Annotated in this window: 17 protein-coding genes; 4 read left to right on the top strand and 13 right to left on the bottom strand. The window is 65.5% G+C overall.

The window, feature by feature from the left end:
• Positions 1 to 77: 77 nt before the first annotated feature.
• The gene (locus AB1I47_RS08130) at positions 78 to 782 is read left to right on the top strand and encodes a hypothetical protein (RefSeq protein WP_354683266.1); all 705 of its coding nucleotides are present in this window, start codon (positions 78 to 80) and stop codon (positions 780 to 782) included.
• A 656-nt stretch (positions 783 to 1,438) separates the two neighbouring features.
• Here the strand turns inward: AB1I47_RS08130 and AB1I47_RS08125 are convergent.
• From AB1I47_RS08125 to flgB, 12 genes are all read right to left on the bottom strand, one after another.
• A complete protein-coding gene (locus tag AB1I47_RS08125; RefSeq protein ID WP_354683265.1) occupies positions 1,439 to 1,714 on the bottom strand; it encodes a hypothetical protein in 276 nt (91 codons plus the stop codon).
• Between the two features lie 662 nt (positions 1,715 to 2,376).
• The gene (flgL, locus tag AB1I47_RS08120) at positions 2,377 to 3,603 is read right to left on the bottom strand and encodes a flagellar hook-associated protein FlgL (RefSeq protein ID WP_354683264.1); all 1,227 of its coding nucleotides are present in this window, start codon (positions 3,601 to 3,603) and stop codon (positions 2,377 to 2,379) included.
• Between the two features lie 36 nt (positions 3,604 to 3,639).
• Complete coding sequence (flgK, locus tag AB1I47_RS08115; protein ID WP_354683263.1) at positions 3,640 to 5,562, bottom strand: flagellar hook-associated protein FlgK; 1,923 nt, start codon at positions 5,560 to 5,562, stop codon at positions 3,640 to 3,642.
• Positions 5,563 to 5,734: 172 nt separating this feature from the next.
• Complete coding sequence (gene flgJ / locus AB1I47_RS08110) at positions 5,735 to 6,775, bottom strand: flagellar assembly peptidoglycan hydrolase FlgJ (protein ID WP_354683262.1); 1,041 nt, start codon at positions 6,773 to 6,775, stop codon at positions 5,735 to 5,737.
• A gap of 1 nt (position 6,776) precedes the next feature.
• Positions 6,777 to 7,922, bottom strand: a complete 1,146-nt coding sequence (locus tag AB1I47_RS08105; RefSeq protein WP_407935809.1) for a flagellar basal body P-ring protein FlgI — start codon at positions 7,920 to 7,922, stop codon at positions 6,777 to 6,779.
• 7 nt (positions 7,923 to 7,929) lie between these two features.
• On the bottom strand, positions 7,930 to 8,628 hold the full coding sequence (gene flgH / locus AB1I47_RS08100; protein WP_354683260.1) for a flagellar basal body L-ring protein FlgH: 699 nt from the start codon (positions 8,626 to 8,628) through the stop codon (positions 7,930 to 7,932).
• Positions 8,629 to 8,639: 11 nt separating this feature from the next.
• The gene (gene flgG, locus AB1I47_RS08095; RefSeq protein WP_354683259.1) at positions 8,640 to 9,425 is read right to left on the bottom strand and encodes a flagellar basal-body rod protein FlgG; all 786 of its coding nucleotides are present in this window, start codon (positions 9,423 to 9,425) and stop codon (positions 8,640 to 8,642) included.
• Between the two features lie 82 nt (positions 9,426 to 9,507).
• On the bottom strand, positions 9,508 to 10,251 hold the full coding sequence (locus AB1I47_RS08090; RefSeq protein ID WP_354683258.1) for a flagellar basal body rod protein FlgF: 744 nt from the start codon (positions 10,249 to 10,251) through the stop codon (positions 9,508 to 9,510).
• Positions 10,252 to 10,293: 42 nt separating this feature from the next.
• Positions 10,294 to 11,517, bottom strand: a complete 1,224-nt coding sequence (gene flgE / locus AB1I47_RS08085; RefSeq protein ID WP_354683257.1) for a flagellar hook protein FlgE — start codon at positions 11,515 to 11,517, stop codon at positions 10,294 to 10,296.
• A gap of 68 nt (positions 11,518 to 11,585) precedes the next feature.
• Positions 11,586 to 12,251 (bottom strand): flagellar hook assembly protein FlgD, encoded by a 666-nt coding sequence (locus AB1I47_RS08080; RefSeq protein ID WP_354683256.1) that lies wholly within the window; start codon positions 12,249 to 12,251, stop codon positions 11,586 to 11,588.
• A 41-nt stretch (positions 12,252 to 12,292) separates the two neighbouring features.
• Complete coding sequence (gene flgC, locus AB1I47_RS08075) at positions 12,293 to 12,700, bottom strand: flagellar basal body rod protein FlgC (protein WP_354683255.1); 408 nt, start codon at positions 12,698 to 12,700, stop codon at positions 12,293 to 12,295.
• A gap of 25 nt (positions 12,701 to 12,725) precedes the next feature.
• Complete coding sequence (flgB, locus tag AB1I47_RS08070; RefSeq protein WP_354683254.1) at positions 12,726 to 13,133, bottom strand: flagellar basal body rod protein FlgB; 408 nt, start codon at positions 13,131 to 13,133, stop codon at positions 12,726 to 12,728.
• A 305-nt stretch (positions 13,134 to 13,438) separates the two neighbouring features.
• Here flgB and flgA point away from each other — a divergent pair, with 305 nt between their 5' ends.
• On the top strand, positions 13,439 to 14,188 hold the full coding sequence (gene flgA, locus AB1I47_RS08065; protein WP_354683253.1) for a flagellar basal body P-ring formation chaperone FlgA: 750 nt from the start codon (positions 13,439 to 13,441) through the stop codon (positions 14,186 to 14,188).
• Positions 14,189 to 14,201: 13 nt separating this feature from the next.
• Here the strand turns inward: flgA and AB1I47_RS08060 are convergent, their stop codons facing one another.
• A complete protein-coding gene (locus AB1I47_RS08060; protein WP_354683252.1) occupies positions 14,202 to 14,351 on the bottom strand; it encodes a hypothetical protein in 150 nt (49 codons plus the stop codon).
• Here AB1I47_RS08060 and flgM point away from each other — a divergent pair.
• Together flgM and AB1I47_RS08050 are read left to right on the top strand one after the other, a co-directional pair.
• On the top strand, positions 14,337 to 14,645 hold the full coding sequence (flgM, locus tag AB1I47_RS08055) for a flagellar biosynthesis anti-sigma factor FlgM (protein WP_354683251.1): 309 nt from the start codon (positions 14,337 to 14,339) through the stop codon (positions 14,643 to 14,645). The genes AB1I47_RS08060 and flgM overlap by 15 nt on opposite strands.
• 5 nt (positions 14,646 to 14,650) lie before the next feature.
• Positions 14,651 to 15,083 (top strand): flagellar protein FlgN (locus AB1I47_RS08050; protein WP_354683250.1); only part of this gene is annotated, 433 nt, incomplete at its 3' end.

Raw genomic sequence — 15,083 nt, 5'->3', positions numbered from 1 at the left:
CTGGGCCTCCTGGATGCCGAGGATGCTATCAAGCGCCGAGATGAGCTTCAAGCCAACGTGCCGGTGTTGCAGACTATTTGTTCAACGAGGGCAGGAACGCTATCGCGCACGCAGAGAAAGCCTACTTTGTGAATCCCGACGAGCCAGTGGACTATGAGCGCATCTCCCTGGATATACCGGTGGTCCGTAACCTCGCCGAGATGGGCATCGAAGAACAGTACAAGCTGCTTCGACGGCGGACTCGCTATAAGACTAAGGGCTTAGATGTCGTCGGATTCAAGGAAACCGTTGGACCAGAACTTTGGCGTTTGCTGCTTAATAAGTCGCCTGACGTCGAGGGTAGGAATATCGAGCTTCCGGATTCCGTGGCCATCGTGGCGCGCCGAGATGCACAGTTCTATGCATACGAAGGGATGCACTTCGACACCATAGGGGTTGAGGAGCACGGCCTCAGATTCCTTCTTACTAGCCCCGACGAAGCGGTTCAGTTCAGCCTCACATTGAATCTCGAAAAGGAAGAGCTTGGCTTTGAGCCACTCGAGGACATGGGCTTGGCAAGGGAGCCGGAGTCACCAGAAGCCATCGACCGCGCCATCAAATTTCTCAGGTTCCAGTTTTGTATCCTCTGCAATGGAAGAGTCGAGCTCTGGGACGAGAAGCTCAACACGCTGCTCGGGGCTACCGCTGGCTATCTTCCCGTGAACATGATGATTAATCCAGCCGGGTTTAACGAGCAAATCGCAAAGCTCGAGGCCCGCAAGGCAGAACTGCCAAGGGGTTAGCGCAGTGCTTCAGGCTCATCGAGCCATTCACGGCAAGGTTTTCCAGTTTTAGGTCATGGCCGGCAGGAACTGAGGTACCTTGTGGGCCGCTATGGAAATTTGCTAGTCGGGCTGGCAACCACCATAGTTTTTACGGCCGCTCGCGGTAATCGTGTACGTACCGCCACGAGGGCCCGTGCAGCATGTTTGCCCGGACCCCGTCGTGCGGGGCGCTGACAAGACATTCGCAGCTTGGCTTGTTGTGCGAGAAGCATAAGGAGCAACGAGCTTCGCACTACCACTCCCGCGGTGGCAATGGTACCCAAGCTACCGGGCACTACAGCGCCGTCCTGAAAGAAGCTTGGCGAGGCGCAGGCGACCAGCAAGCAATCTATACCACGGAAGCTAAAATTCACGATGTGGATCGCGAGCATCAGGCCTGTCCAGCTGGTTAGCAGCGCACTACAAGTTCTCGTTCCGATAAAGCGAACAGCCGCCACATCGCTATTTTCATACGGAGAAATCCTCAGAGGGCCAGATTAGACCCCTGAAAAATTGCGCGAATCGCCCTGCCCGGCTCCGCTTTCGCTATCACCCGGTCTTTTAAAAAAGTAATCCCCGTGAGAGCGGGTAGGATCAACTGTTTGGATCCAGACGCAAATGGCAAGGGATTCTCATCATTTCAGAAGGAATCTTAAGCGGAATTCCAGCGAATCTCTGAAGCGCGAAGGGCTTGTTATCCACCCGTTGCGAACAACTTGCGCACTTTCGATCAGGTCGTCACGATGCAACTGGAAATACTTGTCGCATACGGCCAGGAGCGTTGCAGACTGTATGGGAAACCGGGGCCTCAGAATCATGGCGGCAAGCCGGAAGATGTTCGCGTCGCGCTTGTTCAGAGTGGTCGCAACGCCGTGCAGAGCCACGTCGATGCACCGGTCGACGATCTCCATTTCCTCTGCTCTGGATGGCATGTCGCTCCATGAGATTAGATCGCCTCATCCCCCCATTCTGATCTGATTGCCTCTACATATCGGCGGGTACCTGATGCCTGGTTCCTCCAAAGGCCGAAGGCATCTACTGACTCCACCGTCACTCGCCAGTTGAGAACATAGGCTTGGATTGCATCGAGAATCACTTTTTCGCGCGTGGACTGCTCTGATCTGGCTATAGAAGCGACTCGTGCGTAAAGTTCTTCCGGCAACTCAACCATCAATTTCGTCATACGTATTTCACTGCTTCGAAGTCAGTGCGCGTACCTCCTAAGATTATCATAAGCGCGCCTATCCGCTTCGTTGGGGTAACCACCGAATCGTGCCTTTAACTCACAAGTTCGAAAACCGTGACCTTGCCAATCCCCGGTCTTACTGATAAGTGCTTTTATCGCCTCGCCAGACGAGCGGTGTACTGCCTCATCGTATTCTCTTAGAGAAGGTGCTGCCATGTAAAGCATATGCGGCCGGCCATCTAATGCAGGCTGTCAATAAAGTCCGGAAAGACACGCCAGACACAGGGCTCCGGTTGTTTGAGAACGATTTTTTCTGACTTTATTGAGGCGATTTTTCCGACTTTATTGTCCATGCACATGCGCTCAGCAGAGGGTGGCGACCCGCCATTACAAATACTTAAACAGACTCATCCCCTGAATCTGCATAAACGACTGCTGCGCCCCCTGCAGCGCCGTCTGCCGCTGGTAATACTCCGTGATCGCCTTCGCATAATCCAGATCCTGGATCCCCGACAGCGTCTGCGAATAGGTCAGGTCGCGGTTGCTCCCCACATCGTCCAGCGCATCCAGCTCCTGCATGCGCGAGCCCACCGACGAGCGTACCGTCAGCACGTTGTCGAGCGAGTTGGCGAACTGCCGCGTGGCGGTGGCCAGCACGTTGGTCAGGTTGGCCTGCGTCGCGCTGGTCGTATTGGGCTGGCGCAGCGTGTCGATCACGGTCTGCAGGTTGGCGAACATGTCGGTGCCGGCCTCGCTGGCGGCCTGCATGGTCAGCGTGTCGCCGTTCCTCGGCTCGCCGCTGACGTTGAAGCTGACGCCGGCTACTTCGATATGCGCGGGCGAACTGTAGGCGAGTGGGCCGGCCACCACCGGCGCGGGTGCCGGCGCTGACAGGTCGGTGATGCTGTATTCCATCTGGCCGGCGCCATTGGCCTGGAAGGTGACCTGCAGCGTATGGCCGTACAGCGCGTGGCTCGGATCCGTGGTGGACACTGTGTTGAAGCTGGCGCTGCCGGTATTGGCGGCGTTGCCCTTGACCACGTAGCCGGCGCCGCCGGTGACGCTCATGAAGACTTCGCGGCCGTTGTTGCCGGCGGGCATCTGGCGCGCCACGTCGACCTGCAGCAGTTGCTGGCCGGTGTCGCCGATGTAGGTGCCGGCGCCGTTGCTCTGCGTGAACGGCGCGCTGCCGGAGCGGGTGCCGCCGAACAGGTACTGGCCATTGCCGTCGTCGGAATTGGCGAGGCCAAGCAGCTGGTTGTACAGGCCTTCGAGCGACGTTGCCACCGAGGCGCGGTCGCTGTCGCTCATGGTGCCGTTGCCGGCCTGCACCAGCAGCGTCTGGATGTTCTGCGTGACGGTGGTGACGGACTGCAGCGCGTTTTCTTCGGCGGACAACGCGATATTGGCCTGCTTGCGCGACGTGGTGTACTGGCCGTTGACGGCCTGCGCCTGGGTCACGCCCAGCGCGCGGGTGGCGCCGACGGGGTCGTCGGACGGGGTCAGGATACTGCGGCCGGTGCCGAGCTGCTGCTGGATATGCAGCAGCGAGCCCTGCTGGGAGTTCATCGACGCCAGGCCTTGCTGGTACAGGGTGGAGCTTGCAACGCGCATGGTGGGTTACCTCTCTGATCCGTGTGGTATCGGCGCTTACCTGCCGACGCCGATGATGGTGTCGAACAGCGTGCTGGCCGTCTGGATGACGCGCGCGTTGGCCTGGTAGAGCTGCTGGAAGCGCAGCATCGACACGGTTTCCTCGTCCATGTTGACGCCGGATACCGACTGCTGCGCGGTCTTGATCTGGGTGGTGATGCTGTCCTGCGAGGTCGAGGCGATCTTGACCGACTTGGCGCGGGTGCCGACGTCGTTGACGAGCTGCGCATAGGCGTCGCTGAAGCTCGACACGCCGCCGATGGTCCTGGCGCTCTGCAGCTTGGCCAGCGACAGCATATTGCCGTTGTCCTTGACCGCGCCGGCATTGCCGCCCAGCGTGAACGAGTCGCCCGCCCCGGGCGCGCCGCCGAAGCTGAAGGTCAGGCCGTTGAGGGTGTAGTCGGTATTGCTGCCGTTGGGCACGCCCACCGGGGCCGGCACCAGCGGCGCGCCGCCGGCGTCGGTGAAGACGTAGTTGGTGCCGTTGAAGGTGGCGGTGATCTGGCCGGCCGGCAGCGTGAAGCCCGGCGCGACGTTGCTGAGGCTGGCGGTGCCGCTGCCCTTGTTGGTTGCAGCGGCATCGGCACGCGCGGGCGATGCCGCGGCGATCCTGGCCGGGTCGGTGATCGCCATATCGAAGCCAGTCGCGGCGTTGCGCGTGGGCTGGATCGTGAACGAATCGTTGGTGCCCATCGCCGCATTGATCTGCACCGTGAGGCCGTCGGCGCTGAACGCCAGCGGATAAGTCGCGCCGCCCGCGGGGACCGGCGTCACCATCTGCTGGTTGTCCGACAGGCGCGTGAGCGTGTAGTTGGTGCCGTCGAAGCGCAGCGAGTAGTCGCTGGTGGTCAGCGCCGAGGCGTTGTCGATGGTCGCCGTGGCCACCGTGGTGATGGCGGTGTTGTTGCCGTTGGCCAGCACGGTGGCGGTGCCGAGCTTGAACATGTCGGTGCCGATGGCGCCGTTCAGGTCCATGCCCAGCTTGTGCTGCGCATTGAAGCGCTGGCCGATGGCGAGCGACAGGCGGCCGACGGCGTTCTGCGCGGCGTCCAGCGTCTCGGTACGGAACTGCAGCAGGCCGCCCAGCGAGCCGCCAGTGATCGCGCCCGGCTCGCTCTCGTACACGCTGCCCGTGGGCAGCGTGTAGGCAACCACGGTACGGTGGGGATCGGCCGCGGAGGCCACGGCCTTCAGGTCGTAGGACTCTTTGCCCATGACCAGCGGCTGGCCGTTGCCGACGAAGATGTTGTAGGTGCCGCTGTCCTGCACCACTACCTTGGCGCCGACCAGCCTGGTCAGCTCGGCCACGGCCTGGTCGCGCTGGTCGAGCAGGTCGTTGGGCGGCTGGCCGCCGGAAGCCGCCTTCAGGCGGGTGATCTCTTCGTTCAGGTCGGCGATCTGCTTGCTGTAGGCGTTCACCTGCGTGACCGCGGTGCCGATCTGGTCGTTGACGCCGGACTGCAGTTGGTTGAAGTAGTTGCTGGCCGAGCGCACCTGCCCCACCAGCGCCTGGCCGGCCGACAGCATGCCCTGGCGCGCCGCCGGATCGGCCGGCGTGTCGGCCACGGCCTGCACCGCCGCGAAGAACTTCTGCATCAGCGGCGCCAGGCCGCCCTTCTGGTCGGCGAGCAGGTTGTCGATCTGCGCGATCTGGTCGGAGTACGTCGCCAGCGATGCGCTGGCCGAGGTGGCGCCGCGCAGCTGGCCGGTCAAGAACTCGTCATACACGCGGATCACCGTGGTGGTGTTGGAGCCGTAGCCGTAGAAGCCCTGGCTGGTGTACTGGCCGCCGGCCGAGGCCACGATGGTGTTCTGGCGCGAGTAGCCTTCGGTCGCCGAGTTGGCGAAGTTGTGGCTGGTCGTCGTCAGCGCGTTCTGCGCGGTGTTCAGGCCGGAAAGACCAATACTGAAGAGAGACATTGTGCAATGACCCTGGTTTTGTTGGACAGCCGCGGCGGGGGCCGGCGGTGGTGGATGTGGGGGATATCGGCTTTTTTTGGGGGAGACTTTAGGTGCCGAAGGGTAAGAGGATGCGGCGGTTTGCTCCCCTCTCCCGCCGGGCTACGGCGAGCTCCAGTGCTATCCCAGCCCTTCAAACCGCCACCTTCTTCATAATCTTCACCAGCTTGTGCCCATACGCCGGATCCGTGGCATAGCCCGCGCGCTGCAAGCCATGCGCGGCCTCTTCAGCCGACGCCGCGCTGACCACGCCCGCATAGCGCGGATTGTTCGTCAGCAGCCGCGCATAGTCGGCACAAGCCTCGTCATACGAGCCGTAGGCGCGGAACTTCGCCCGCACCTTCTGCGGCTGCCCGTCGACATATTCCGTCGTAGTGATCTCCGCCACGCGGCCCTTCCAGTGGGATCCGGCCTTGATGCCGAACACGTTGAACGTGGTGGAGCCGTCCGGATGCGTGATCTCGCGCTGGCCCCATCCGGATTCCAGCGCCGCCTGGCCGACGATCAGCCGCGCCGGCACGCCGCTGGCGCGTGATGCGGCTTCGGCCGGGCCCGCCATGCGGGCCACGAAAGCGCTGACATGTGCCGGCGCATCGTCCGGCAGCCGGCCCAGCGTGTCTTCACCCTGGCCGCGGTCCGCGTACGACTGCGGCTGGTACTGGCGCAGCCCGGCAGTCGGATTCCAGTTCTGCCCCGGCACGATGGTGCCGATGGCGGGCAGGTCAGCGAGTTCGCCGTTGTCAGCAGGCGTCGCGCCCGCGCCGCGGCTGTCCAGCAGCCGCGCCATCCCGGCGTTGGCCGCGCGGCCCGACTCCGCCGGCGTCATCGCGTTCATGCCAGCCGGCATCGGCGTACCCGCGGCGCGCGCGAGCTGGCGCACCATCACCTCGGCCAGACCGATGCCGCGCGTCGACATCTGCTGCGCGAGCTGCTGGTCCATCATGGACATGTAGAGCTTGCTCTGCTCGTTGTCGAACAGGCCGTCCTGCGGCGTGGCGTCGCGCATGCTCTTGAGCACCATCTGCGTGAACACGGCCTCGAACTGCTTCGCGGCGGCGCGCAGCGTACTGGCATCCGCGCCGCTGCGCGCGCTGTGCTTGAGCGCCTCGAAGCCCTGCGTATCGAGCGCGAAACGTTGCGTCAGCTCCGCCTGCGGAGGTAGTGCCGTACTCATGTCAGATCACTTCCAGCTCGGCGCGCAGCGCTCCGGCCGCGCGCATCGCTTCCAGGATGGTCTGCAGGTCGGCCGGGGTCGCGCCCAGCGCATTCAGGCCCTTGACCACCGCGGCCAGCGACGCGCCCGCCTTGACCACCTGCAGCGAGCCTCCCTGCTGCTTCATGTCGATCTGCGACACCGGCGCCACCACGGTCTGCCCGCCGCTGAACGGCGCGGGCTGGCTGATCACCGGCTGCGTATTGATCACCACCGACAGGTTGCCGTGGGCCACCGCACAATCCTCCACCGTCACCGCCTGGTTCATCACGATGGAACCAGTGCGCGCGTTCAGGATCACCTTGGCCGCGGCCCTGGCCGGGGTCACGTCGAGATTCTCGATGCGGGCGAGAAAGCCCACGCGCGCTGCCGCCGACGCCGGCGCGCGCACCTGTACCACGCGACCGTCGAGCGCAGCGGCGACGCCGCCCCCCATCGAACGGTTGATCGCTTCGACCACGCGCTCGGCGGTGCCGAAATCGGTGTCCTTCAGTTCAAGGTTGAGCACGCCGCCATCGGGCTGGAACGGCGCGACCGCGCGCTCGACGATGGCGCCGTTGGCGATGCGCCCCACCGCGAGCTGGTTGACCTGCACCTTGCTGCCGTTGGCCGACGCACCCGCGCCGCCCACCAGCATATTGCCCTGCGCGATCGCATAGACCTGGCCGTCGGCGCCCTTGAGCGGCGTCATCAGCAGCGTACCGCCGCGCAGGCTCTTGGCATTGCCCATCGACGACACCACCACGTCGAGCTGGCTGCCGGGCTGCGCGAACGCGGGCAGCGAGGCGGTCACCATCACCGCGGCCACGTTCTTGAGCTGCATGTTCCGGCCCGCCGGCAGCGTGATGCCGAGCTGCGAGAGCATGTTGGTCAGGCTCTGCGTGGTGAACGGCGTCTGCATGGTCTGGTCGCCGGTGTTGTCCAGGCCGACCACCAGGCCGTAGCCCACCAGCGGGTTCTCGCGCACGCCCTGGAACGTGGCCAGGTTCTTCAGGCGCTCGGCCTTGGCGACGGTGGCAAACGCGCCAAACGCCACGCCAAGGGCCAGGCTGACCACGCTCAGGCGCAGCAGGCGGGACAGGAAGTAGGCGAGCATCGAAGCGGACATGGCGCGGTCAGAATGGTGAGACATTGAGGAAGAAGCGCTGCAGCCAGCCCATGTTCTGCGCTTCGTCGATCACGCCCTTGGCGGTGTATTCGATGCGCGCATCGGCCACCTGCGTGGACAGCACGGCGTTGTCGCCGGTGATCGTGCGCGGGTTGACCACGCCGGAGAAGCGGATGAACTCGGCACCCTGGTTGATGGCGAGCTGCTTCTCGCCCGAGACCACCAGGTTGCCGTTGGTCAGCACCTCCAGCACCGTCACCGTGATGGTGCCGTTGAAGGTGTTGGCCGCGCTGGCGCCGCCGCTGGCCTTGAGGGTATTGGCGCCGCTCATATTGGCGTTCTGGCTCGCGCCGAACAGCCCGCCGAGCGCGCGCGGCACCGCATCGAACGCCAGCGCGCCGCTGCCGGTGCGGCTGGTGTTGGTGCCGGAATTCTTGCTGGCGTTGACGTTCTCGGTGATCAGGATCGTCAGGATGTCGCCCACGTTGCGCGGACGGCGGTCCTCGAACAGCGGATTGCCGGCGTACGAGGACTGGTAGATCGAGCCGGAAGCCGGCCCCAGCGGGCGCGGCTCGGCGCGCGCGCTGGTGGGCAGTTGCACCAGCGGCTCGCGCGGCACCAGCGCGCAGCCGCTGCTGGCCAGCATTGCCAGGCCGGCCAGGCAGTACAACGCACGCGCGCCCAGGCGGGAAAGCAAGGTGGCCATATTCACTCCAATCAACCGAGCTGCGCCAGGCGCTGCAGCATCTGGTCAGACGACTGCACGGCCTTGCTGTTGATCTCGTACGCGCGCTGCGTCTGGATCATGCTGACCAGCTCTTCCACCACGTTGACGTTGGAGGCTTCCACATAGTTCTGCTGCACCGTGCCGGCGCCGTTCAGGCCCGGCACCGTGGTGTTGGGCGCGCCCGACGCATCGGTCTGCACGTACAGGTTCTCGCCCATGCTTTCCAGGCCGGCCGGGTTCACGAAGGTGGCGAGCTGGAGCTGGCCCACCTGCACGTTGGCGCTCGAGCCCGGCTGCGTCACCGACACCGTGCCGTCGCGGCCGATCGTCATCGACAGCGTGTTGGCCGGGATGGTGATGGCGGGCTGGATCACGAAGCCGCTGGAGGTCACCAGCTGGCCGTTCTGGTCCACCTGGAACGAGCCGTCGCGGGTGTAGGCGGTGGTGCCGTCGGGCAGGGCCACCTGGAAGAAGCCCTGGCCGATGATGGCCACGTCCTTGGCATTGCCGGTCTGCTGCGGGTTGCCTTGCGTGTGGATGCGCTCGGTCGCGACCGGGCGCACGCCGGTGCCCAGCTGCATGCCCGACGGCAGCGTGGTCTGGTCCGACGACAGCGCGCCGGGCTGGCGGATGGTCTGGTACATCAGTTCCTCGAACACCGCGCGGCCGCGCTTGAAGCCATTGGTCGAAACGTTGGCCAGGTTGTTCGAGATCACGTCCATCTGCGTCTGCTGCGCATCGAGGCCGGTCTTGGCAATCCAGAGAGAGCGGATCATGGTGGTCCTTGCGTTGGTGCTGGTGTCAGGCAGGGCGCGGCCGATGCTGCTTGCGGCGCGCCGTGCCCGTCAGTCGTTCGAATCAGTTGGTCGACAAGAGCTGGTTGGCGCGTTGGTCGTTGCTGTCCGCGCCCTGGATCATCTTCATCTGCATCTCGAAGCGGCGCGCATTGGCGATCATCTCGACCATGGCTTCGGTCGGGTTGACGTTGCTGCCCTCCAGCGCGCCGGAGATCACGCGCACGGCCGGATCGGCCTCCAGCGGCTGCGCGCCGGCGCGCAGGCGAAAGAGCCCGTCATCGCCACGCGCAATGGCGTCGTTGGGCGGATTGACCACGCGCAGCCGGCCCACTTGCGCCAGTCCCGCCGAGGTTTCGCCCGGGCCGCGCGCGGTGATGGTGCCGTCGGTGCCGATGGTCACCTGCGAGCCCGGCGGCACCGCCAGCGGTCCGCCATCGCCCATCACCGGCAGGCCGGTGATGGTCTGCACCTGCCCGTCCTGCGCTACCTGCAGCGCGCCGGCGCGGGTGTAGGCCTCGCCGCCGTCGGGCGTCTGCACCACCAGCCAGCCGTTGCCCTGCAGCGCCACGTCGAGCGCGCGGCCGGTGTAGCTCAGCGGACCGGCGCGCATGTCGGCACCCGGCGTCGATGCCAGCGTGAAGGCGCGCGTGCCTGCCTCGGGCCCGACCACCGGCACCGCGCGGTACAGGTTGACCTGCGCGCGGAAGGCCGGCGTCGACACGTTGGCCAGGTTGTTCGATACCGCCGCCTGCTGGTCGAGTATCTGCTTGGCGCCCGACAGGGCGGTGTAGATCATGCGGTCCATCGACTTGCCTCAGCTTGATTGCTCTGCAACGCGCACGCTGCCTTACATGTTCACCAGCGACTGCATGACCTGGTTCTGGGTCTCGATGGTCTTGGCGTTGGCCTGGTAGTTGCGCTGCGCGATGATCAGGTTGACCAGCTCGGCGGACAGGTCGACGTTGGAGGCTTCCACGGCGTTCGACAGCAACTGGCCGCGCGAGCCGCCCGGCACGCCGATGATGGGCTGGCCGGAGGCACCGGTGGCGGCCCACGTATTGCCGCCCTCGGCCTTCAGGCCCTCGGCGTTGCCAAAGCTGGCCAGCACCACCTGGCCCAGCGTCTGGGTCTGCTCGTTCGAATAGCTGCCGCGGATGGTGCCGTCGGCCTCGATCGCGAAGCCCAGCAGGCTGCCCGAGGCAAAGCCGTCCTGGACCAGGCTCTTGACGTCGTTGTCCACGCCAAACTGGGTCGTGCCGGTCAGGTCGAGCTTCATCGCCATCGCAGCGGCACCGTTGGCCGCCGGCGCCGTCAGCGTGATGGTGGCGGGGTTGGTGGAGACCAGCTTGCCGCTGCTGTCGAACGACAGCGTCACGGGGGCGCCACCGAGCGGATTGCCGGCCGCGTCGGTCGCATTCATGGTCCAGTCGGTCCCGCCCGCGACGGTGGGCGCGGCCGCCGACTTGCCGAAATAGGCAATGACCTGCTGGGAATTACCCAGCGAGTCGTACACGGTCATGCTGCTGCTGTAGTTGTACATGCTGGAAGTCGGCAGCGCGCCCGGTGCGCTGCTGAACGCGGTCGTCGGCACGGTACTGCCGGAATCCAGGTTGAACTGTGCCTTGATGCTGCTGGTGGGCTGCGGCGGCATCTGCGTGGCCGATACCACTAGCGGCTGCGGCAAGGCGCCGCCACCGGCAGCGGCGGGCGGGTAACCGGTCAGTTGCAGGCCTTGCGCATTGACGATGCGGCCGTCATCGGTGCGCAGGAACTGCCCGTTGCGCGAGAAATGGACCGAGCCGTCGGTACCGACCAGCCGGAAGAAGCCGTTGCCGTTTGTGATCGCCACGTCCAGGGATCGGTTGGTGGCTTCGATATTGCCCTGCTTGAACGACTGCACCACCGAATTGACCGTGGTGCCCAGGCCGATCTTGCTGCCGGCGTACACGTCGGCGAACTGCGTGGTCGACTGCTTGAAGCCGACCGTGTTGGCGTTGGCAATGTTGTTGCCGATCACATCCAGATTGGCTGCAGCGGCATTGATGCCGCTTACTCCTTGACCGAAACCCATGGATATCTTCCTTTGACTTAGCTGTCGTTGAGGCCGCCCGCGCGCTGGCGCGCAACCGGCGCCTGCGATTAGATAATGCGCCGCACGTCGTCGACGTTGGCGGTCTGCCCGCCGCCCAGGTCGACCAGCACGCCGGTCGCATCGCCGCTGATACTCTGCACCTTGCCGTAGACCAGCGCCACCGGCTGCACCGAGGTGCCGTTGGCAGTGGCGGTGACCTTGAAGGTGTAGTCGCCATCGGCAACGGCCACACCCGCGTTGTTCTTGCCGTCCCAGGCAATTTCATGCACGCCGGCGGTCTGGCCCTTCATGTCGATGGTGCGCACCACGTTGCCGTTCTGGTCGAGCACGTCGACGGTGACCGCATCGGCGGTGGACGGCAGGTCCAGGCCGATCTTGCCCGGCACGCCGCCTTCCACCGACACCAGCTTGCCCGGCACCATCACCGTGCGGCCGATCAGCGCGGCGGAGTCCATGGCGCGGCTGGCGCTTACCTGGCTCAGCAGCTGGGTCAGCGTGGTGTTCATGGTCTGCATGCCGCTCACCGTGGAGATCTGCGCGAGCTGCGAGGTGAGCTGCGAGTTGTCGAGCGGCTTGAGCGGATCCTGGTTGTTCAGCTGCGTCACCAGCATCTTCAGGAAGTTGTTCTGCAGGTCGGCGGCGGTGGCGCTGCTGCTCTTGAGCGCGTCGTTGATGCTCGTGGTATTGCCGTTGACCGAGGAGGTGGTAGTCATGTCGCGATCCGGTTCCTGTTGTCTTGTGATTGCCGACGCCGTCACTGACCGATCGTCAGCGTCTTGAGCATCATGTTCTTGGCGGTATTGAGCACTTCGACGTTGGCCTGGTAGGAGCGCGAGGCCGAGATCATGTTGACCATCTCCTCCACCGGGTTGACGTTGGGCATCACCACGTAGCCCTGCGCATTGGCCATCGGGTGCGTGGGGTTGTGCACCATGCGCGGCGGCGACGGGTCTTCGGTGACGCCGGCCACCTGCACGCCGCCCACGTCGGTCTGGCCCGGCGTCGGCGCCATGCCGAACACCACCTGCCTGGCGCGATAGGCCTGGCCGTCGGGACTGACCACGCTGTCGGCATTGGCCAGGTTCGATGCGGTCACGTTCATGCGCTGCGACTGCGCGGCCATGGCCGAGCCCGCGACGTCGAAGATGTTCATTGCCGGCATGCGCTCTCTCTCCTTGCTGCGCGGTTTATTGCTGGATCGCGGCCAGCATGGTCTTGATCTTCGAATTCATCACCGTCAGGCCGGATTCGAAGTGCACGGCGTTGTCGGCGAAGGCCACGCGCTCGGTGTCCATTTCCACGGTGTTGCCGTCGACGCTCGATTGCAGCGGGATGCGGTAGGCAAGGTCGAACGCTTCACGGCCGGATGCCTGTGCGGGCAAGTGGCGCACCGAGGTGGTCGACAGGTGCATCCCCTCATTGCGGTGGCCGCGTTCGATGCTCTGCGCCAGCGTGCTCGAGAAATCGAAGTCGCGCGCCTTGTAGCCGGGCGTGTCCGCGTGCGCGATATTGGAGGCAATCACCGACTGCCGCTGGTTGCGCAGGCTCAACGCTTCCTGCTGGAAGCGTAGCGCCGCGTCGAGTCTGTCAATCATGCTGGCATCTCCCTGCTTACCAACGTAAGCGAACAAGCGAATAGCGAAGGGACGACCTTCTTCAGGGTTGCCATCTTAGGCGGGGGCTTGTCACGCCAATCGGATGAATAAGGACGGGAAATCCGCGCATTTCGGCCCGCGCCCGCGCGAGGCGCTGCCTACAATCGGAACCCGATGACAGCTGTCAAACAGTAGTAAGCGGGGCGCACCGCCAGTCACGGGGCAGCGCGCCGGCATGCCAGCGCATGCCTTGCCGTCCTTGCCTGGAACTCCAAATGAATCCTCTTCGCTGCCATGCTTGCCGCATGACGCCAGCACTGATCGCCGCCGGCCTCCTCTGCACCGCGGGCGCGGCCAGCGCAGCGCCGGCGCAGGTCACGCCTGTCGCGATGCAGGCCGCCCCGTCGGGCCACGCGGGCAGCCATCCTGCAGCCACCCCGTTCGCCGAAGACCCGGTGCGCGTCGCCGTCGAACGCTTCCTGCTGCAGCAGACCAACGGCCTGCCGGGCAAGGTCAGCGTACAGGTGGCGCCCCCCTCGGGCGGCCGCGCGCCGGATTGCGTGTCGCCCGATCCCTTCCTGCCCGCCGGGGCCTCGCCATGGGGCCGGGTCTCGGTGGGCGTGCGCTGCGGCGGCGAGCGGCCGTGGGTGCGCTATCTGCAGGCGCGCGTGTCGGTGCTGACCGACTACTACGTCGCCGCCCGCGCGATGGGGCCGGGCGAGCCGGTCGGCCAGGCCGATATCGAAGTGCGCCAGGGCGACCTGGCCGCGCTGCCGCGTGCTGTGATCACCGATGCCGCGCAGCTTGCCGGCGCCGTCACCGCCAACCGCATCGCCGCCGGCTCGCCGATGCGCACCGACCTGCTGCGCAAGGCCATTGCCGTGCGCCAGGGACAGACCGTCACGGTGACGGTGGAGGGCGATGCGTTCCAGATCACCAGCGAAGGCAAGGTGCTGGCCGACGCCGCCACCGGCAACACCGTGCAGGTGCGCCTGCGCAACGGGCAGGTGGTCAGCGCGCTGGTGCGCAGCGGCGATACCGTGGTGCTGCAATAGCCGTTGCAAGTGCCTAGATCGTGGCCAACAGGCTGGATAACGATGGCAGCCGGCGTGCGAAAATGCCGCCGGCCTCGCCGCCCGGCAAAATCGCTAAAGAAATCGCCGCCGCGGCCGTAATGCCATAGGAAACCAGCAAGGAACGCCCGTGAAGATCAACCATTCCACCTCGTCCCGCCCCGCCGACGCCCCCGCGGGCGACGCCGCCGCCCGGCCCCAGGCCGCGCCGGCCAGCGCCGCCGCGCCGTCCGCCGGCCTGAGCGTCAGCCCGCTGGCCGCACAGGTGCGCGACATCAGCGCCCGCCTGGCGCAGAAAACGGACGACGATATCGATACCGCCAAGGTCGAAGAGATCCGCCAGGCCATCGCCGAGGGCCGGATCAAGATCGACCCGGGCAAGATTGCCGACGGCCTGCTCGCCACCCTGCGCGAGCTCGGCCAGGCCGACCCTAGCTAGCCACCATGAGCCAGAGCCTGATCCAGTCCCTGCAGCGCGAAACCGAAGCCATCCAGGCCTTCGGCCAACTCCTCGCCGAAGAACGCGACGCCCTCAAGCGGGGCGACTTCCAGTCCCTGAGCGGACTGCTGACGCGCAAGGTCGAACTGGGCCAGGCCCTCTCCCGCCAGGTCCGGGCCCGCGAAGCCCAGATGGGCGCCCTCGGCCTGCGCGCCGGTGCGGAAGGACAACTGCTCGGCCGCCAGATCGACCCAGCGGTGGCCGACGCCTGGCGCAAGCTGATCTTCGCCGCCCGCGCCGCGCGCGACGGCAACACGCTGAACGGCGCGGTCATCAGCGCGCATCTCGATTTCACCCGCGAGGCCATCCAGGCGCTGCGCCAGCATAGTGGCGGGGACGCGGGATTGTATGGGAAGGATGGGAAGGCGGCGGCGGGGG

This window comes from Cupriavidus necator, assembly GCF_040578825.1.
GTDB classification, from domain to species: Bacteria; Pseudomonadota; Gammaproteobacteria; order Burkholderiales; family Burkholderiaceae; genus Cupriavidus; species Cupriavidus necator_E.
The sequence above is the reverse complement of the archived record's forward strand: the minus strand, read 5'-3'. Positions and strand labels throughout refer to the sequence as shown.

Bases quoted from the DNA above. Each gene is read 5' to 3' on its own strand.
- flgG (WP_354683259.1), bottom strand. From the start codon at position 9,425: ATGATCCGCTCTCTCTGGATTGCCAAGACCGGCCTCGATGCGCAGCAG.
- flgK (WP_354683263.1), bottom strand. From the start codon at position 5,562: ATGTCTCTCTTCAGTATTGGTCTTTCCGGCCTGAACACCGCGCAGAAC.
- flgL (WP_354683264.1), bottom strand. From the start codon at position 3,603: ATGCGCGTTGCAAGCTCCACCCTGTACCAGCAAGGCCTGGCGTCGATG.
- AB1I47_RS08105 (WP_407935809.1), bottom strand. From the start codon at position 7,922: ATGTCCGCTTCGATGCTCGCCTACTTCCTGTCCCGCCTGCTGCGCCTG.
- AB1I47_RS08090 (WP_354683258.1), bottom strand. From the start codon at position 10,251: ATGGACCGCATGATCTACACCGCCCTGTCGGGCGCCAAGCAGATACTC.
- flgJ (WP_354683262.1), bottom strand. From the start codon at position 6,775: ATGAGTACGGCACTACCTCCGCAGGCGGAGCTGACGCAACGTTTCGCG.
- flgA (WP_354683253.1), top strand. From the start codon at position 13,439: ATGACGCCAGCACTGATCGCCGCCGGCCTCCTCTGCACCGCGGGCGCG.
- flgC (WP_354683255.1), bottom strand. From the start codon at position 12,700: ATGCCGGCAATGAACATCTTCGACGTCGCGGGCTCGGCCATGGCCGCG.
- AB1I47_RS08080 (WP_354683256.1), bottom strand. From the start codon at position 12,251: ATGACTACCACCTCCTCGGTCAACGGCAATACCACGAGCATCAACGAC.
- AB1I47_RS08060 (WP_354683252.1), bottom strand. From the start codon at position 14,351: ATGGTTGATCTTCACGGGCGTTCCTTGCTGGTTTCCTATGGCATTACG.
- AB1I47_RS08125 (WP_354683265.1), bottom strand. From the start codon at position 1,714: ATGGAGATCGTCGACCGGTGCATCGACGTGGCTCTGCACGGCGTTGCG.
- flgH (WP_354683260.1), bottom strand. From the start codon at position 8,628: ATGGCCACCTTGCTTTCCCGCCTGGGCGCGCGTGCGTTGTACTGCCTG.
- flgB (WP_354683254.1), bottom strand. From the start codon at position 13,133: ATGATTGACAGACTCGACGCGGCGCTACGCTTCCAGCAGGAAGCGTTG.
- flgE (WP_354683257.1), bottom strand. From the start codon at position 11,517: ATGGGTTTCGGTCAAGGAGTAAGCGGCATCAATGCCGCTGCAGCCAAT.